The organism is Zhongshania sp., assembly GCF_047636175.1.
Lineage (GTDB): Bacteria > Pseudomonadota > Gammaproteobacteria > Pseudomonadales > Spongiibacteraceae > Spongiibacter.
Window position 1 is genome coordinate 1 of sequence record NZ_JBLIKC010000023.1, and the last position, 17150, is coordinate 17150.

Annotated in this window: 17 protein-coding genes and 1 pseudogene; 5 read left to right on the plus strand and 13 right to left on the minus strand. The window is 47.7% G+C overall.

Annotated elements, in window-relative coordinates:
* The 7 genes and pseudogenes from ACI955_RS13460 to ACI955_RS13490 form a co-directional block, all read right to left on the minus strand.
* Positions 1 to 187, minus strand: a pseudogene (locus ACI955_RS13460) (glycine/betaine ABC transporter permease); the annotation flags it as partial.
* Positions 188 to 288: 101 nt separating this feature from the next.
* A complete protein-coding gene (locus tag ACI955_RS13465) occupies positions 289 to 1257 on the minus strand; it encodes an ABC transporter substrate-binding protein (protein WP_415244261.1) in 969 nt (322 codons plus the stop codon).
* A 225-nt stretch (positions 1258 to 1482) separates the two neighbouring features.
* Positions 1483 to 1821 carry a hypothetical protein gene (locus ACI955_RS13470; protein ID WP_415244262.1) on the minus strand — a complete coding sequence of 113 codons (339 nt, stop codon included), beginning with the start codon at positions 1819 to 1821 and terminating at the stop codon, positions 1483 to 1485.
* Positions 1822 to 2113: 292 nt separating this feature from the next.
* On the minus strand, positions 2114 to 2551 hold the full coding sequence (locus tag ACI955_RS13475; protein WP_415244263.1) for a phosphate-starvation-inducible PsiE family protein: 438 nt from the start codon (positions 2549 to 2551) through the stop codon (positions 2114 to 2116).
* Positions 2552 to 2759: 208 nt separating this feature from the next.
* Complete coding sequence (locus ACI955_RS13480; protein WP_415244312.1) at positions 2760 to 2876, minus strand: hypothetical protein; 117 nt, start codon at positions 2874 to 2876, stop codon at positions 2760 to 2762.
* 461 nt (positions 2877 to 3337) lie between these two features.
* Positions 3338 to 4354: a lipoyl synthase gene (gene lipA / locus ACI955_RS13485; RefSeq protein ID WP_415244264.1), complete on the minus strand. Its 1017-nt coding sequence runs from the start codon at positions 4352 to 4354 to the stop codon at positions 3338 to 3340.
* Between the two features lie 60 nt (positions 4355 to 4414).
* Entirely contained in the window at positions 4415 to 4789 is a 375-nt protein-coding gene (locus ACI955_RS13490; protein ID WP_415244265.1) for a hypothetical protein, read from the minus strand.
* A 583-nt stretch (positions 4790 to 5372) separates the two neighbouring features.
* Between ACI955_RS13490 and ACI955_RS13495 the strand changes: the two genes are divergently transcribed.
* The gene (locus ACI955_RS13495) at positions 5373 to 5558 is read left to right on the plus strand and encodes a hypothetical protein (protein WP_415244266.1); all 186 of its coding nucleotides are present in this window, start codon (positions 5373 to 5375) and stop codon (positions 5556 to 5558) included.
* A 149-nt stretch (positions 5559 to 5707) separates the two neighbouring features.
* Entirely contained in the window at positions 5708 to 5941 is a 234-nt protein-coding gene (locus ACI955_RS13500; protein ID WP_415244267.1) for a hypothetical protein, read from the plus strand.
* Positions 5942 to 6227: 286 nt separating this feature from the next.
* Here ACI955_RS13500 and ACI955_RS13505 read toward each other — a convergent pair whose 3' ends face one another.
* The gene (locus ACI955_RS13505) at positions 6228 to 7940 is read right to left on the minus strand and encodes a ShlB/FhaC/HecB family hemolysin secretion/activation protein (RefSeq protein WP_415244268.1); all 1713 of its coding nucleotides are present in this window, start codon (positions 7938 to 7940) and stop codon (positions 6228 to 6230) included.
* An 86-nt stretch (positions 7941 to 8026) separates the two neighbouring features.
* The gene (locus ACI955_RS13510) at positions 8027 to 9520 is read right to left on the minus strand and encodes an OmpA family protein (RefSeq protein WP_415244269.1); all 1494 of its coding nucleotides are present in this window, start codon (positions 9518 to 9520) and stop codon (positions 8027 to 8029) included.
* Between the two features lie 978 nt (positions 9521 to 10498).
* Here ACI955_RS13510 and ACI955_RS13515 point away from each other — a divergent pair.
* The 3 genes from ACI955_RS13515 to ACI955_RS13525 all read left to right on the plus strand — a co-directional run bounded on the left by ACI955_RS13515 (position 10499) and on the right by ACI955_RS13525 (position 13319).
* Positions 10499 to 10918: a DoxX family protein gene (locus ACI955_RS13515; RefSeq protein ID WP_415244270.1), complete on the plus strand. Its 420-nt coding sequence runs from the start codon at positions 10499 to 10501 to the stop codon at positions 10916 to 10918.
* Positions 10919 to 12391: 1473 nt separating this feature from the next.
* A complete protein-coding gene (locus ACI955_RS13520) occupies positions 12392 to 12736 on the plus strand; it encodes a GFA family protein (RefSeq protein ID WP_415244313.1) in 345 nt (114 codons plus the stop codon).
* Positions 12737 to 12827: 91 nt separating this feature from the next.
* Entirely contained in the window at positions 12828 to 13319 is a 492-nt protein-coding gene (locus ACI955_RS13525; protein WP_415244271.1) for a hypothetical protein, read from the plus strand.
* Positions 13320 to 13606: 287 nt separating this feature from the next.
* Here ACI955_RS13525 and ACI955_RS13530 read toward each other — a convergent pair whose 3' ends face one another.
* The 4 genes from ACI955_RS13530 to ACI955_RS13545 all read right to left on the minus strand — a co-directional run bounded on the left by ACI955_RS13530 (position 13607) and on the right by ACI955_RS13545 (position 17089).
* Positions 13607 to 13825, minus strand: coding sequence for an antitoxin Xre/MbcA/ParS toxin-binding domain-containing protein (locus ACI955_RS13530; RefSeq protein ID WP_415244272.1), 219 nt, complete (start codon positions 13823 to 13825; stop codon positions 13607 to 13609).
* 710 nt (positions 13826 to 14535) lie between these two features.
* Positions 14536 to 16431 carry a CocE/NonD family hydrolase gene (locus tag ACI955_RS13535; protein ID WP_415244273.1) on the minus strand — a complete coding sequence of 632 codons (1896 nt, stop codon included), beginning with the start codon at positions 16429 to 16431 and terminating at the stop codon, positions 14536 to 14538.
* A gap of 2 nt (positions 16432 to 16433) precedes the next feature.
* A complete protein-coding gene (locus ACI955_RS13540; RefSeq protein ID WP_415244274.1) occupies positions 16434 to 16688 on the minus strand; it encodes a hypothetical protein in 255 nt (84 codons plus the stop codon).
* A gap of 176 nt (positions 16689 to 16864) precedes the next feature.
* Entirely contained in the window at positions 16865 to 17089 is a 225-nt protein-coding gene (locus ACI955_RS13545) for a TetR/AcrR family transcriptional regulator (RefSeq protein WP_415244275.1), read from the minus strand.
* Between the last annotated feature and the right edge of the window lie 61 nt (positions 17090 to 17150).

Consider the following 17150-nt stretch of genomic DNA (forward strand, 5'->3'; position numbering starts at 1 on the left):
AGGCCGCGCAGGAGTCATTGAGTGCATCCATGGATGGAAACGGCACATCCCAAAGGGATTGCGCGTCGGCTTCCGTACCCCTGGATTTGTTCAGTAGTGCAGCCATCGACATGGGCGCGTCGCTTTTGGCTTCAGCGCACCACTTCGTGAGTCCGAGAGATGAAAATAAGAAGTCATAGGTTGCCATGAGCGTTCAATATTCCTTGCGCATTCAGAATGAGGTATTCGGTGTGATTTTTATGGACCCAACAAAAAAAGAGCCGGCGTGCCGGCTCTTCTTGATAGCGTCTACTGGCCAAGAACGTTGGCGAGTCGTTTGGTGGCTGAAGCATTCAGCCATCCAGACCATTCGTCGGTATTGTTACTCAAGAAGTAAACGGCAGCCTCTTCGGCGGAAGCGTTGTTCTCATCCATCCAGGCCAGCAGGGCGCTCATAGTGCTAGTTTTGAAGGTCATGTTACTCAGCATTTCAACTACTTCTGGCTCGCGCTCACCGAAGCTGGTGGTAACGGCGGTCAGAATAGTGGCAGCAGGGAAATCGGAAACGCCGGGATTCTCGGCCATTTGGGTCTGGTTGCTGGTATGAACATCTGGCTTGTAATCGCCAATTTTAACCCGAGTCATGTCGTACTTGCCCAGTGGTACAGTCGGTCCCCAGTAGTAACCGAACCAAGGCTCTTCGCTCTGAACCGCCGAGGCCATGGACGTCGCCAGAGTTTCACCGGAACCGTGATCAAATACCTTGATGCCTGATGATTCAAGATCAAGAGCGCGAGTCAGGTTATCATTGACTACACGGCAGCCCCAACCACTCGGGCAGTTGTTAAAGCGGCTGTCGACGAGTTCCGGATTCGCCATGATGCCTTCGATGGTTTTCAGTTCCGGGTGTTTCTCGGCCAGATACGTGGGAATCCACCAGCCTTCTATACCACCTGGGTCCAGTACTTCGGCTACCCGCTTGATTTTGCCTTGCTCTTCCAGGCGCAGGTATGCCTCGCCGGCAGAGTTCAGCCACAGCTCGGTCACGATGTCTGGTTCGCCATTTTCAGCTACCGATGTAACGGCAGGAATGGTGTCCGAAGGAATCACGGTTACGTCACAGCCGTAGCCTTGTTCCATAATAAAATTGGCAACGCCGGTCACGACGGCGTTCGAGGCCCAGTTCATCTGGGTAATTGACACTTTACCGCATTCGGCAACAGCGAGTGAGGGTGCAGTAAGGGCGCACAAAAGTGCCAAGGGCGTTAGTTTACGCATGATGGGTACTCCATGTTAGGTTTGAACATACACGGCATAGGGGCCGATGAGGGAGTCTTGAAGACTTCTCGGAAGATGATTTCGCGTTTTAAGAGCGTATTTGAAAGGCAGTGCAAGAGTAGAGACCTCAGTTAATACTCACACACTAGGGTAATGATTTAAGTAAGAGTTACAAGTAATTAATTTTGAGGGTCGCCAAAAATTTGACGTTACGGTCGTATTTTTTCAATCGGATGGGCAACGAAAAGTCATGGGCAAATTTAAAATCTGACCCTGATTTTTTGGCCGATTTCCCACCACCGTTAAGGAGTAAGGGCTTATTTCGAGAGTAGGGCTAAGTTTTTTTATTTCAATCTCTTTTTCAGAGATATTATCAATATTGCAGCAGTGTCTTATATTGGCTAAAGTCAAATCAGCATCGGCACTATTATAAACTTGTGCGACACAATCCATGATTGTATCTTGTAAACTCACCGATAAAGTAGAAAATATTTGCGTTAAAGGAAAAGCTGAAATGGAGCGACGCTTAAAGATCCTTTTTAATTCAAAAATATTAATTTTCAACAGTGAATAAATATTATACTGAAAATTAAAAGAACGGATTGAGTATGTTAGGCTGAAATATTTATATTTCTGTCGTAGTGGATTTTGCAGCCTTCCGTAAGAATGGTATTAAATAATTTAGAGTATTAAAGCCGCCACTGGTTAATAGGCAGCCCATCATCAAGAACATAGAAATGAAAGATGTATTAAATTTATATTTGATTAATATTATGTTTAATTCCCGCTAATATCAGATTTTAAAATCCTGATTTAATTTGCGGTTTCTAAACAGTTTTGATATCTAGTAACAAAATTAATCGTTACGCATCTTGATCAGTATGACTGCTGCGATGGCTAGAAGTAAAATAGCTATTGCTTCGAACAGGATGTTTTCAGGTGCCATATCCTTACCCTGTAAAACAATTAGTCGAGCAAGTGCTGTAATTGCAATGAAAATTGGGTAAACAAACGCTGAGCGTTGGTCAGAGTAAAATACTGCCACCATGCCGACAACTTCAAGATAAAGAAACATTAAGAGAATGTCAGCTAAACTAATCGTCTGCGCAATATAAATCGTGTTGATTTCAAAAGCTACGGCTCCTAATGTCATCACAACAACGATAATCAGTATTATCCGTTGGATTAGATGAAAAATCGCAAGCACCAAAGACCTTTCAGCGTTTCCTGCATCAAGACCATCGCTACGCTTCATCTCATTTGTGTTTTCCTTTGAATTTTTTTCTGAATTCATAAATAAAGTGTACTCATATATTTAAGAGGAATTTTGGTCATGTATAATCGAATAGGGGTAAAAGCCGTTTAAAGCTCATTATTAATAAATATTTAACGCGCAGGACAAACCTATAAATAATGTAATAACCAGTTAATCAGTTAATTGACTTATTCACAAGATAGTAAGCATATGTGGAGCATTGATAAAAGCAGTATGTTAAGACCCGTCAAACGTTTGATTCGCGACCCTCTGTAGGACCTAAAATGCTGTCCACGCCTCGATTTACAACATGAGTATAAATTTCCGTTGTTGAAATGCCAGAATGCCCCAAGAATGCCTGAATACTAAGAAAATCATAACCCGCTTTGAAAAGACGTGTCGCAAACTATGCACAAAGCTGTGGGCTGATGCAGGCATCCCGATTGCCACCGCTCGTATCGCATGACGAATATGGTACTGTAATTGGTTAATAAAACGCGCGGGGCGCTCTGGTATGAGGTACCTGACCTCGTCCATAACAACACCTTTTAATACTGATTATATATTCAGCAGTAGGCGGTATTAAAGCTGTCAAACTTCTATTCAGCAGCGTTGAGCTCACTAATTCTGCTGGAGCTCACTTAAGAAATTGATTTTTATTGAGAAGTGATTATGATCTTAGCTAGGGGATTTCAAATCAAATGTAGGATGCACACAAATGAAAAACAAAGTTCAGACTTACTATCACCCTGATTCAGTATGAGAAATTAGCAAATTAATGTGTCCGGTTTTGTTGACCAGAACATTCATTCATGTGCCTACCCATTATATTTTAGCGCTTAAACCAACGTTGTTTTTCATTAAAACCTGTTCAGCGCGGTAGCTGGAGCGAACAAGCGCGCCTGATACGACTTCCATAAAGCCTCTATCCAACCCCCACTGGCGATATTTTTCAAATTCTTTCGGTGTCACATAACGTTCAATCGGCAGATGATTTTCAGTCGGCTGCAGGTATTGGCCAAAGGTTAAAATATCACAATTTATGGCACGTAAATCATCCATGGCTTCGATGATTTCTTCTTCGGTCTCGCCCAGACCCAGCATGATACTGGTTTTGGTCAGAACCTCCGGCTTGTATTCTTTGGCGTGCTTTAATACGGCTAGGGTTTGCTCGTAGGTGGCGCGCGGGTCTCTAACTGGGTGCGTGAGGCGCTTTACGGTTTCTACGTTTTGGGCAAAAACGGCGATGCCACTGTCGACTACGATTTCTATGCAGTCGAAGATGCCTTCAAAATCGGGGGTGAGTGCTTCAACGGCGACATCAGGGTTATCAGCTTTGACGCGCCGAACAACTTCGGCGTAGTGGCCGGCACCGCCATCTTCCAGGTCGTCGCGGTTTACCGAAGTTAGTACCAGATACTTGAGCCCCATTAACTTGACAGATTCGGCGGTGTTTTTGGCTTCGTCTTTATCAAGCCAGCCTTGAGGGTTACCGGTGTTGACAGCACAAAAACGGCAGGCACGCGTGCATGTATCGCCCATGAGCATAATTGTCGCAGTTCCTGAGCTCCAGCATTCGCTGATATTGGGGCACATCGCTTCTTCGCATACCGTGCTGAGCTTATGTTCATGAACGATGTTTTTAGTTCTGTCATACACCGCCCCGCCTTTGGCTTTTATTCGCAGCCATGATGGTTTTTTGAGCCGTTCATGCGAATCCTTGCTGGAGGCTTTGATACCATTTTTAATCGCCGTGATGCCTTTATCGTTGACGAATTTTTTTCCGCTTTTAATTGGCTCGGCGGGAATTTGAGTGGCAGGGATCAGGTCACGGCTATTCATAATAGTGGCTTACGTCTCAATCTAAGGCCCGGATGTATGGGCTAATGAGTGGGATTTTTGTCAGTCAAGTATGATTTGAGCAATACGCTGTTGATTGTGCAGAGCTTCTTTTTTACCCGGGAATAACTGGATCGCATTCGGGGTAATTAAAATAACCCTTTGATCCATTAAGCCGACATATCCCGATTGATACTCTTGAATAATGCTGTCATCAACCCAGTTTAAATGATGCTCAGGCCCTAGCTCGGCATATCCCAGACAACTGTCCGCCAGCGGGTCTTCAAAGCTGGCCCTGGATTTATGCAGTGCAATGGCTTGTGTTGCCAGTATTAGGAGCTGACCGTCACGAAATACCAGGGCCTGTACTTTCTCTGTGTTCTCAAGCTGAAGAGAGATGACGTCTTTGATGATGTCTGATGTCCCGGAAATACTCATGTTCAACCTGATGCATCAAATAAGCCCTAATGATACTAAAGCTGGTTTTCATTTGCTATTGAGTTGTCAGGTTATGGGGTTCAAGGCGTCTTAACGGGCTTTACAGGGTACGCTGGTCGCTCGGGGGACTACCGCCCTTTCAATCCCTAACGTTTCAGCACTTCGGGGTGCTCGAATTCAGTAATAAATTGGCTTTAATCACACCCTGCTAGGGCGCGCATTGCAAGTGCAAGGCTTCGCCAGCGGTGCAGGAGCGCAGACGGGCGCTGCGCTCGTTAAGTATAATTCACAGGCTTAGGGTCAACTAATATGAGAAAGTGTTCTGCTTCTACAGATTAGTGTGTTGCGCTGACCATTTGAACCCACACACATTAGCGGTCAGTCGCTGAATTTGGTTCTTTTGATGGCGGTGCTGTGCCAGAGTAGCCTGGCTACGCAACAAACGATTTGGCTGCTTTTTGATCAATCTGTCTTTGTATCTTTCTTACGGAACCAGCAACATATTGATATTACTAGACAATCCCGTTGCTTGTGATCCTCTTAGATAAGTAGAGCAGAATAACGATTCGTGTATGCTCAAATCATGAAAAAGTTAAATTTGACAACAGAATTCCGTGTAGCTCAGGCCGTAGGTTCATTGGCTATTGAGGGTATTCGTGTGTCTCCCGAGCTACGAGCAAACATGACTCGGGTCATTAATGGCGAGGTTAAAGGCGAAGACCTACGTCGCGAGCTTGTGGAACGCTATCGCCAGCGCGTCGCCATATAAGAACACCCTCAAAATTGTCCTACGATAATTATGACCTTTCCGAACGCGACCCTTACTGAATCTCAGGCTCGACCTGTCTCATCAACAAACTTGGCCTTACCGATAAACAAGCTCTAAATGAGGCTGAGGCAGAGTTCAGCTCTATTGCCATGGCTGAGCTAGAGATCAATCCATTGAGCAGCACCTACAATCTAACCTACTTGAAAGCCATTCATTATTATCTATTTAATGACGTATATCAGTGGGCCGGTTTTGCCATTCAATGGTCTGCTATATCAGGCGAGGCCATGGCGAATGCATGCCGAAAAGGACGAACAACGACGCCTGACTACCGCGATTTAATTAAGCTTAATACCATTGAGCCAGATTCCATGCCCGACTAACCCCTGAGCGTTTACTTACTAAGAATAGTCTAGCTATTTTACATAAATTCTATTTTGTGCAATAAGGATTACCCTTGAATTGCGACAGGCAAAGCTAAAATGCTGCGCGCATCCCATCGTGGAATGAGATCAAACGCCCAGCAGTTGACCGTTCAAGCAAGGGGCAAAACAGCGCATTGATAATGGCGTTAGCTGGCAAAGAACGGGAATGAGTTTGGTAAAGGCAGGGTCAATATAGGCAAAAGACTGGTGGGAATTCGACACCAGTCTTTTGCCTTAACGGGACTTAAAATACTTTTTTAAGGGTGAAGTAGAAATTGGCTTCGAAAGATTTTAGCGCGGCTGCGTTGGCAAAACCGTCGTCGGCTAAGGAGCGGGCAAAGACGCTGTCAAACTGCGTTGCCCAGCCAAGATCCGCGCTAAATTTCACGCCGGCGTCAACAATACTTCGGGTGTCGCCTTCCACACCGGAGGCATTCTCGAACCAAGCAGCGCCATACTCGACAAAAACCGACGGTGTGAAGTCCAAACCGAGGACGGATACCGTGTTAGCGTAATCAAGCTTGCCATAATAGCCAGAGTCGCCCGACAAAACGCCAGGTAAATAAGCACTCATTGAGCCCATACCCCCTAATACCCACTGTTGCTGCTGGGGCAACTGCTCATTCGCGAACTGCGCCGACAAATTAAGGTGTAAATCGCCACCAGCAGCCACCGGTAGCTTTGCCGTAAACTTTGGCAGCACTGTCAAAAATTCAGCCGTTCTCGCGCCAGGCACAACCTGCGGCGCACTGCGCGCCCCGGGGTTGCTTACCAGGTACTGCGATTGATACGCGTCGTACTTACCCAGACTACCACTATCGCCTGTTAAACCGGTCTTCAAGGACAGCTGAGCCGACCAGCGCAGTGATTTTGGGCCCCGCAAGTCGGCTGAGAAATATTTACCGCCAAGTTCAAGCGTCGCGTATTTTTCGTCTTGGAGATTACCAAAAACACCGACATCAATTTGCGAATCGATATAATCAATACGCTCGAACAGGTTTAGCCTTGAGCTTAAATCACTCGCTAAGACCTGCTCACCCGATACACCAAGCGTATTAATTTTGGCGTTTAAACCCACTTTTTGGGTGCTCGTGGTCGTCGTTGAGCTTGGACTACACAAGCCTAGCGCGCCTAAGGCATCACAAATGGGGTCAGATCCCGACGCAGTCGTAGTTGAGCTTGTGGTGCTACCAAAGTCTTGGGAATACTCCGTGTGTCCAGCGCTAATACCGTATAAGCCCTGTGCAAAAGGCCGATCCGCCGCCAACTGAATTCGGTAGTAATCTTCGCCACCACGCGACTCGCCTAAATCAGTGAACGCAGTTTCAAAGCTGCCCATAGCGCGACTACCGTCATTAAAATTGTGGCTAAGGCCAACATCGCCAAAATAGCGGCCCACGTAGCGACTACCTTGGTTACCAAATCGCAACACCAAATCAGTGGCGTCGTAATCTTCCTGACGCTCGCCCTTAAATTCCATGACAACACGCTCTGGGTTGTTATCATCGACTATATAACTCACAGAGTAATCAATACCGGTGCGCTCACTGCGAACGTTGGCAATTACCCGAGCGCGGTCGAACTCCGCCCGGCTTAAACTAGGATCGTCTTTTAAACCGGCAAAAAACGCGCTTATTTCACCGCCTTTGAGCCCGACCACGCGCGCCTGAAGCGCATGTACATAGATAACATTTTCTTTTGGCGCGTATTGCATCGACACCAGCATATGGCCTTTTCTAAGCGCAGCTGAACTCATAAGAAAAATTGCCTGTGAAGGCGTTTTCGCTGATTTGAAAATTTTATCTAATTCATCCTGGCTCAGGTGGTGATCACCAGAAACCCGCACTTGATAGCCATTTATCAAGCCTTGGTAAGTGCTAGCCGTGCCTGCCCACTCAGCAATCTGGGCTACGGTTGCTTGTTGCGGCGGGAGCGCAGAGGGAAAATCAATTGCCATGTCATCGTCTCTAAACTATAAAAACCAAGGTAGACCAATCCCCAAAAATAAGCGCCAGAGCATCATCTCTAGCGCTGACACTCATTTCAGCGCTGGGACATATTTTCTTCTTTCACCGCATCGAACACATCAGGCTGTAAAACAGTCAACTCTACTCGACGATTTTCTGCCCGGCCAACTGGGTCATCACTGCCATCATCATTTACATTCGGCGCTATTGGGACACCCTCACCGTAACCACGGAAGACCAAACGATCTTCTTTTATATCGGCGGCAATCAAGTAGCTATACACGGTTCGCGCACGTTTATACGAAAGGCGAATATTGTAGCTATCACTACCCATCGAGTCGGTGTGACCATCGACCGTCACCAGGAAATCGGCTTGCGCGTTTAAGACTTTTACCGCGTGCTCTAGAATCGGGTAGGACTCAGGGGTTAAATCCCATTTATCAAATTCAAAGTTCACACCGCGCAACACCAGCGGCGCATCTTCCGACAAATGGCATCCGGTTAAGAACACGGGCATATCAGCGGGAGTACGTAAACACTCGTCTAATTCATCACACACACCATCAAGGTCCGCGTCTTTACAGGAATCCAACAGTGCTAAAGATCCAATGTCACCACAGCCAGCACCACCCGACGCCGTGCAACTGCCATTATTGCTTGCACCGCCGCCATTTGCATTTGGACCTAGCGGCGCATTGGCGACGGCAAGGCTAATCAAGCCACCGGAACCAGAACCTGAACCATTCAACACACCAACGCCAGCCACTCCGCTATTGGCAGAATTTGCACCGTTTAGCACACCTACCGCGATCGTGCCGGAGTTGCCCGAATTTGCGCCATTTAATACCGCCACGCCAGTGAGCTCAGAATTACCGGAATTTGCGCCACCCAGCACTGCAACGCCCGCGCTGTCGCCGTTGCCCGATCCGCTACCTGAGAGCACAGCGACACCGGCGCTACCGCCATTTCCTGAGTTGTCGCCCGATAAAACAGCGACCCCAACGGCTTCGCCGTTGCCAGACGAGCTTTCACCCAAAACTGACAGACCAACTGGCTGATCACTAAGGCCTGGCAGTGGTCCATTGGAACTCAGTCCAGAACCAGCCTGCCCGCTACCATCCTTAACACCAGCTGCGGCCGGGGCAGTAATAGTCCCGTCTGGCCCTGCGACCGCCCGAATTCGATCAGCGCTACCGCTTTCATAACTTAAACCGTATTCATTTGCTGCTTCAGAGCCACCCGCATCATCCAAGGGTACCGCCGGTTCCGAGCCCGTTTTATTACCAGAGCCCGTTACCTCGCCAGAATTTGCCGTTAAACCTAGATCATTTTCAGGGTTGAGCACGTCAACGCCGAGAAAATCATTATCGCCAGTACCAACCGGATCTAGCACTGAGCCGCCAACGGTGCCAACTGACGTAGCAATTTGAGAAAACAGCGCCGGTATACCCAAAGAATTTAAAAAATCAGTCACTGCATCTGCCTTGGCAGTATTTGCAGATAACAACATCGAGCCAAGTAACAAGACACTTAGCAGCGCAGCTGTTAGATACCGAGGAAACGTTTTCATGCCGAACTCCATAGTCATACCCAATACCCATGAAATACTTATTGCTTACCAGCTGATGCTAGCGCCCAAACAAGACTGCCAGGCACCAGAAATCCCGCCATAAAACGGTGATTTGATGCCCTAAAATACAATTTAAAAATCGCAGCGACGAATGCGCTACGGTCCAGACCCTCACCGCCAGTTTGAAACTGCCGCCAAAACGCCGCTATCATAGGTTAAGCGCTAAAATACGCAATAGGCGGAGGCATTGAACTCAGTGTGAATATTGCATAATTGTGAGCTTGTTCCGACTCTTCAATCCAGACTGATTTAAGCAGGGTTATGCACGAAACAATGCGACGTAAAATCTGCTAGGCGCAGTTATTTCGCTTAGAGGATGTCATTCGAGGAAAATTCAGATTTGCACGAAAAGTGTCTTGTTAGAAGCAGCATTAGTTAATGCAATATTAAAGATGACAGTGATTTACATTGGGTATTAGCTTTAGAGGCATATATGGAATGCAAATCCAAAAATAAAATCAGCGAGAATGGGTTGAGTTATAATCGGGTAGCCGAGCCCCCACAACACCCTGCATGAGGATCCGCACAGGGCGTTTCACTGAGAATGGTGAAGCTTGATCCAACCATCGCGCAACGCGTAGAGCCCCTAAGATTTTAAATAGGCATTGGATAATGTCTGATTAATCCCCGGTGTTTTAGAGCTGCGCCATCGGCCTTTACTGGTAATACCGCACGTAACGGCAGTCTGTACGTGGACGCCTCGATTCATCAGGTTTTTTACTTTGGTTCGTGGCTTTCGCCACATCCCATCGCCACAGAGGTTTAGTAAGAAAATGATCCAATCACCTAAGAAGGCCACGCACAACGACGCGATAAGCGTTGCTTTGCACCATGGCGCGTGTGGCGGCTGGCGTTATGTGCTCTACCTGACCGTAGAAAAAATAACTCCGTAATCTCTACAAAGAAAGAGGAAAAAAAATGAATACAATTAGCATAGCTATTGGTCAATTTCTGCTCGGCTTGTATTTTCTTGTTCCTGGAATACGCAAATTCACTGAGTCAGTCGACCTGACGGTTTATATGCAATCTCATGACATAACGTTCCCGACACAACTCTTGTGGTTTGCCGGATCTGTGAGCATTATTGGTGGGATTTTGTTGATGTGCGGTCGGCACGTTAAACTTGTAGCCTATGGATTTGTAGTCTATGTGCTACTCGTCAATTTTATGTTGCACGACTTTTGGACCATGAGCGAGGGTATAGCCGCTCGTGAGATGCAGAATTTTGTCAAAAATCTGGCAATAGTGGCAGGGTTACTGGTCCTCGCTGGATATTCTCCATCACGTCGACTCTCGCTGGACGGGTGGTGGCGAAGTGACAAATCTATTAACGGATAGGTTACTTATTTAGATAGATTTTCTGGAAATTCTTATTAAGTTAACGCAGGGCTTCATGCGAAGTACACATAACAAGCGGATGTTGTCGGACTGATTTTCTGCTGCGCTCCATACCAGCCGCAAATGCGGGCGTTAAGGTCGTAGATATGCATACGAATTTCATCAAAATACGTATTTTTGAACCCACAACCAGATTAGGACATGCGGCATGAAAAGCTAGTACGAAAGTTTCCGACGTCACATTAGCGGTCAGTCGCCGAATTTCTAATCATTAACTTAAACAGTCAAGAAAATAGGCTAGCTGCCGGTCTCAAAACGCCTTTCCCGCCTTGAACGCCAGTGGTTAAGAACCCAAAATGCTTACTGTATCTGCACCTTTAAGCGATGTGAACAGTAGCGTGATCCCCATTAATAAATTAGCGAGTTACTGAATCCATTGACATTTATAATAAACGCGGTATGTTTTATAAAAGGAATAATTAATAAAAATAAGGGAATAGTCTTCGTTTGTCCTGCTCTCGCTATAATTGCGAAGAAGCTATCTTATTGAATTCCATTGTATTTTTTAATTCATGCTGAAGCCCATCCTTTTATAAGGGGGTAAAGTGATATAAGGCGCAAGTCTTCTGAATAATACTGTTGGGCGTCTATTAGAAAATTCTAAGAGAGCAGCAATGACTACTATCAAATTCGGGTAACACCTTCACTCGCTGAAACTGAATCTCACGGGCATGACCGAGTACGGGGTAAGTTTCGACGAAATGATGTTCGGAACCATTCCGCTCCCCGCGGAGGGTGCCAGATTTGATACTGCGTTCGAGGACCAGGCCAGTGGTTCGCGGCTAAACGGGTCAGTTTTGGGATTGATTACCCTCGAGCACGCGCAGATGGCCATATGGAGCTGTATATCCACGAAGCTATTACCACGTCGGATGGGACAAACATTGACGCCCAAGGGAGTTGTTTTGAATTTCTGGAGAAGGCGGGATTATGAACATTCGCGTGAACATGACCCTATTTACGTCCTCGGAAGACTACACGTGGGTGAATCCGTTGCAGGTATGGTGCATCGGAGTGGTCAATAAGGGGGCGGTCGAGGTGTCTTGCGACGTCACATGAACCTTGCGCCATGGTTTGGGAGACGCCCAACAAGGTGCTGCAGGTGACGCTTGACCTACCGTCCACTTTTAACAGTTCATGAAATTCGCCTGTTAACGCTTTATGTTTCTGGCTCCAGCGTCACGCTATCTGGCAGTCGCTGAAATTCTAAATATCATTGCAGCGGATATTTGATCCGCCGCCGACTTTTAAACGGCCGGTGCCTCAAGTGCCGGTTACCTAAGGCGCTAGTCAGGTGCATCACATTAACCATGGTGAAGCACCACAATGACTAAGGAGAAATAAATGAGCAGATCAGTTGAAGGCGGATGTCTCTGCGGAAACGTGCGTTACAAAATTTCTGGTGAGGCAGTGATGCAATTTTTTTGCTTTTGCACAGATTGTCAAACAATAAGCGGGGCTGCTGGATACGCCGTATATGGTGTTCCCATCGCCTCCGTTGAACTTACGAAAGGCCAGCCATGTCAGTTCGATAAGCAAGCGGACTCAGGGCGCATTAATTCCAGACGCTTCTGTGACAAGTGCGGTACACGTCTCTGGGCTCAGCTTGATGAACTTGGTCTTGCAAGCATCAACGCACTTACCCTTGATGATAAATCGTTATTTTGGGCAACACAGAATCACCTTCCGGAAAGCGCGCCGAGTTGGTGTACGTTAAATAGAACTCTTGAAACGCTAGCTCCCATACCGAGAGAATGAGTGGTCTTGTCGATATCTGGCTAACAAACAAAGGCTACCGACGCCTACGGCACGGCTGCTTTGGGCGTTATGCGTCAGGAGATACCGAAATATGACACTTTCAGAGCTAGGGTTACTTGGAGAAATTGTAGGATCACTCGCGGTTTTAGTTACCTTGATAATACTTGTGGTTCAAGTCCGTGGCGCCCGGACCGAACTGTCAGCCCAGATGACACGTGAGATCAAGCGAGACAACAATCAGGCTTATCATCAGCTCACGCAAAGCCCAAAACTGGTTGAACTCCACATTCGAGGACAGTCCGATTACGAGAGTCTTACCGACTCTGAGAAAGTGATGTGGATGATCTGGCTGTTCACATGGATTAATCAGGCTGAAGACGCGTGGGTCGCCCGCCAACGAAGAATCCCAAACATGGAGTGGGTAGACAACTACTTACTCGGTGTGGCACTTGTCATCCGAAGCGATGGCGGGCGGGCCGTTTGGCCCAAACTGCGAGGTTTCTTCGACGAGGAATTTTCGGAGGTAATCAATCAACGTGTGCGAGAAGGTGATGAAAATTTCCTTCAAGCGCTGTTAGGCTAGTGTATAGAGTGCGCTGGCAGCGACGCATAACAAGTAAAGGAACCGGACTAATGGACTTCCCTGGGTTCGCTAGACAGTTGCTAGCCATTAGGTATCTAGCTAACTATGGGAAGTCCAGAATTTCGTAATTTCGTCTGCTTTCCAATAGAAAGCGAGCGGTATGGAAATCACTGCCAGTACGAGCCCAATTGCCATAATCATGCCCATCATCGCTAATTCACTCCTAAAAAGTACGCCAGCTTGGAACTGCAAACAGTTTTAAAACTATTTCGTTTGAATGCTCAAAATTAACTAAAAACACCGTGCCGAATTCGGCCAATCAAGTCTTGAACTTCCCTAGCGCCGCGGGCTGTCGCGGCGTGGATAATCGGGGACTCACCACCCAGTACCTCTTTAGGTTCATTAAGCCAGTTAATAGCTGCTGACTCATTGCCCGACATCATTTCAATTGCTGCGGCACGTAACTTCGCCAGCCGTACATCAGGGTCAAATACATCATCTTGCATAGTGCGCCTCAACCTACCCCAGCTCTTATGGACAACCCATTGGATCCATTAATTGAAACTTAGCGCATCACCCATTTCTGGAGAAACTTAACGCTTCGGCCTACATTTGTATCATGAAAAAATTGACACTAACAACAGAATTTCTTGTATCGCAAGCCTTAGGATCTATGACCATTTCTGGTATTCGTTTTTCCTCTGAAATCCACGACAAAATGACTAAAATAATAAATGGCGAGGCCAACGCTGGCGATTAACGTCAGTAGCTTGTGTAACGCTATTGCAAGTTTAGTGACTCAAACGATCACAAACTCTAGCACACCCCAAAATAATGCAATTCTGCATCTTTTGCTTAAATTGTTTAACACCTATTTTAGTCCCTGCTAAGGACGATCGATCTAACCAGATAACGCTATTTAGTGTCTACCAAACCGTAGTAAGTCCAGTTGGTGTTTTGCCGTACAACTTGCGATCAGCATAAATATACTCAATAGATAGGCTCTCACTAAAACTCCAGTCAAGAGTTTTTCTTCATTCTCTAAATCGCTAGTTGACACTTACCATTCGGGCGCAGTTATGTCGAGTTGTTAGGGTGAGCAGGAGCCTACACTATTGCTTGCGAATGCCCAGCACCCCAATTCGACTAACAAATTAATCAGGCTACCCGAAGAGAGGCTTTTGTTCGGCCTACCCAGCTCTGAAGCTTGAGTTGGCTATTCGCTAGCAAGCGGTATCGCGCTGATTGGCACAATCGGAAACACCACGCTCGATGGATGCTCTGCATCGCTATAAATAGTTAGCAGACCGGCTAGTTGATCTAGCAGGTCGAGTATCGGTGGTATGCCGCGGGGAAAGTCGCTGGCACCGACGGAAATGCGTAAGGCATGACCTTCTTTGATCACGGCACTGGTGGAAAATATTTCTACATTGATAGGCACGATTTGATTCAGTCCCGGAGTCTCCCGGCTTTCCTTAGTATACAGGTGCCAAGGTTGAATCATTTGCCCATCTAAAAAGCGAGAGCGCTCTGAGTCTAGAGCTCGGGCGGAGGCGGTAAGTAGACCGCTGGTGAGCTGTTTGGAAACGCCATCCGGAGCTACGTCGGTCACACGCACGACGACGCCGGCATCTAGCGCGGTAGTCGAAATCCATAAGTCCGCTTGGATCGGGCCATTGATGAAGTAGTCCTGGTCCATCGGCGTGCTGGTATAGGTAAACTCCAATGCTTCAGCGACGCGGTTGTCCTCGTAACAAGGTAGCGGAACAACACCGAGAATACCGGCCGACCATTGGGCAGTACTGTCTGAGCAGATGCCACCCACAGGTTGTTGCAGGATCATGTTGGCGCTTTCGCCAGCATCAGCCGCTGTTTGGGTAAGGCTGCCGTCACCCCGCAGGTGCCAACGCTCGGCGCGCGCTTGGGGATGCGGCCAGTCCTCCATCACGGCATAGCGTTCCTCACCGTAGAGATATTGGGTGACCTTAGGCATGACCTCGGCACCGTTATCCATGCCTTTCAGGTAATAATCGAACCAAGCTAAGGCGATGTTATCCATGCTCGGCACACCGTCGACGGGCAGGCCTGCACCCTGTGAGCCTTGTAGGTGATCCCAGGGTCCGATCAGCAGCTTGGCATTGGTGTTGTTCTTCAGGCCTTCGTAGGTCATGGGTTCGCTGCGTTGGAAGATGTCGCGCAGGCCGCCGAGGACAAAGGTTGGGATGGTGATTTCATCGATATGCGTAAGCGGAGAGCGCACAGACCAGAATTCCGTGCTGTAGGCCTTGTCATCGAAACCGGTTAGGCCGCCAACGAAGGTGGGGGTTTGGAAGGCGATTAAGGAATTGGTGGCATGTTCGGTGAGCAGTTTTACGAACAGAGCCGGGTCTTGGATATTTTCCTGAGCGGGTATTAGCGACAGACCCGTCACCAGATACAACCAGGCTGGCACGAACGCACCGTTGATCTGTCCACCGGCGAAGGTGATATCACGATATACATCGCCGGGCGGTACGATGGTGAATAAGGCCTTGTGCGCTGGGTGATTGTGGCGTGCGGTAAGTAGCTGAGTTATGGCCATAAATGATGGCCCCCAGGTGCCGACATTGCCGTTCGACCAGGATTGGGTCGCAACCCATTCCATGACCTCAGCATAGTCTTCCTGCTCGATCGGCCCCCAGGCGTCCCATACGCCTTCGGAATTACCCGTGCCGCGTACATCAACATTCACATGGGCATAGCCGCGTTGAATAAAGTGGGCATTAGGTGCGGCTATTGCACCGAGGCTACTGTTGTACCCAGTCTGGGTCAGAATGACCGGCAGCGGACCCGTTACAGGGCTGCCTTCTACATCAGTGGGCAGCGAAACATGTGCGGCTAAACGAATGCCATCACGTAGGACAATGTATTCAAGCGGCAGCGTGGTGAAACCACTGTATTCCTGCTCGCGCTCATAGGGCTGCCAGCTGCTTTGTGATGAAGTTTGCGTGCCGGGCGATACCCCAGTGTTGATGCCGTTATTGTTTGAATCACCGCCGCAGGCACTCATCAGCAATAGAAGTAAGCTAATTAGACCGGCTTTGATAGGAAGTGGGGGTGCTAGGTAAGTCATTATTATTCTCCGGCAAGTGGCGCTAGGCCACGGATCAGTATCTTGAGTATATCTTTGAAATAGGCTTCGTCTTGATCCTGACTTTGTGTGGGATCAAGTTGCCAGGTCTGCTGAAACAGTGCTCGGTAGCTAAACCATGACGCGATGAGGGAGTTGGTCAATAAATGTACATGGCGGGCATCTTCGTCTTCACGCAGAGTACCGGCCTTTTGCGTTTGACTAAAAGCCGTACCAGCTTCCTGTAACAGTCGCGACATTTCCGAAGGGATACTGGCACCATTGTCGACGGCAATCCAGTTGGCAACTTAGGTGTAATCAAGGTGCGTTTGGAAGAAGCGGAAAGTGCGCCGAAGAAACAATTCGATGCCCGGCATATCCAGCGTCGAGTTTTGGTCAATGAACTCGCTGGCCCCAGCCAGACTTGCGTAGTAGTCTATAACTGCTTGCCAAAGCTGTTGTTTTCCACCGAAATAATGCACCACCAAACCTTTGATGTAGCTTGCTTGGCTATAGCATCCAGTGATGTCCCACTAAAGCCTTGTTCCGAAAACACCCTGCGTGCTGCCCCGAGAATTCGATTATAGGAATCCTCACGCGCTTGCTGTCGACTGGTTTGCTTGGGGATTTTCGTGCCCGTAGCGGTTACAAAAAAAGACATAAAATAATTTCATTGCCGAAATTGTCAATGAAATTTACACAAGCACCCAATTGATTGCAAG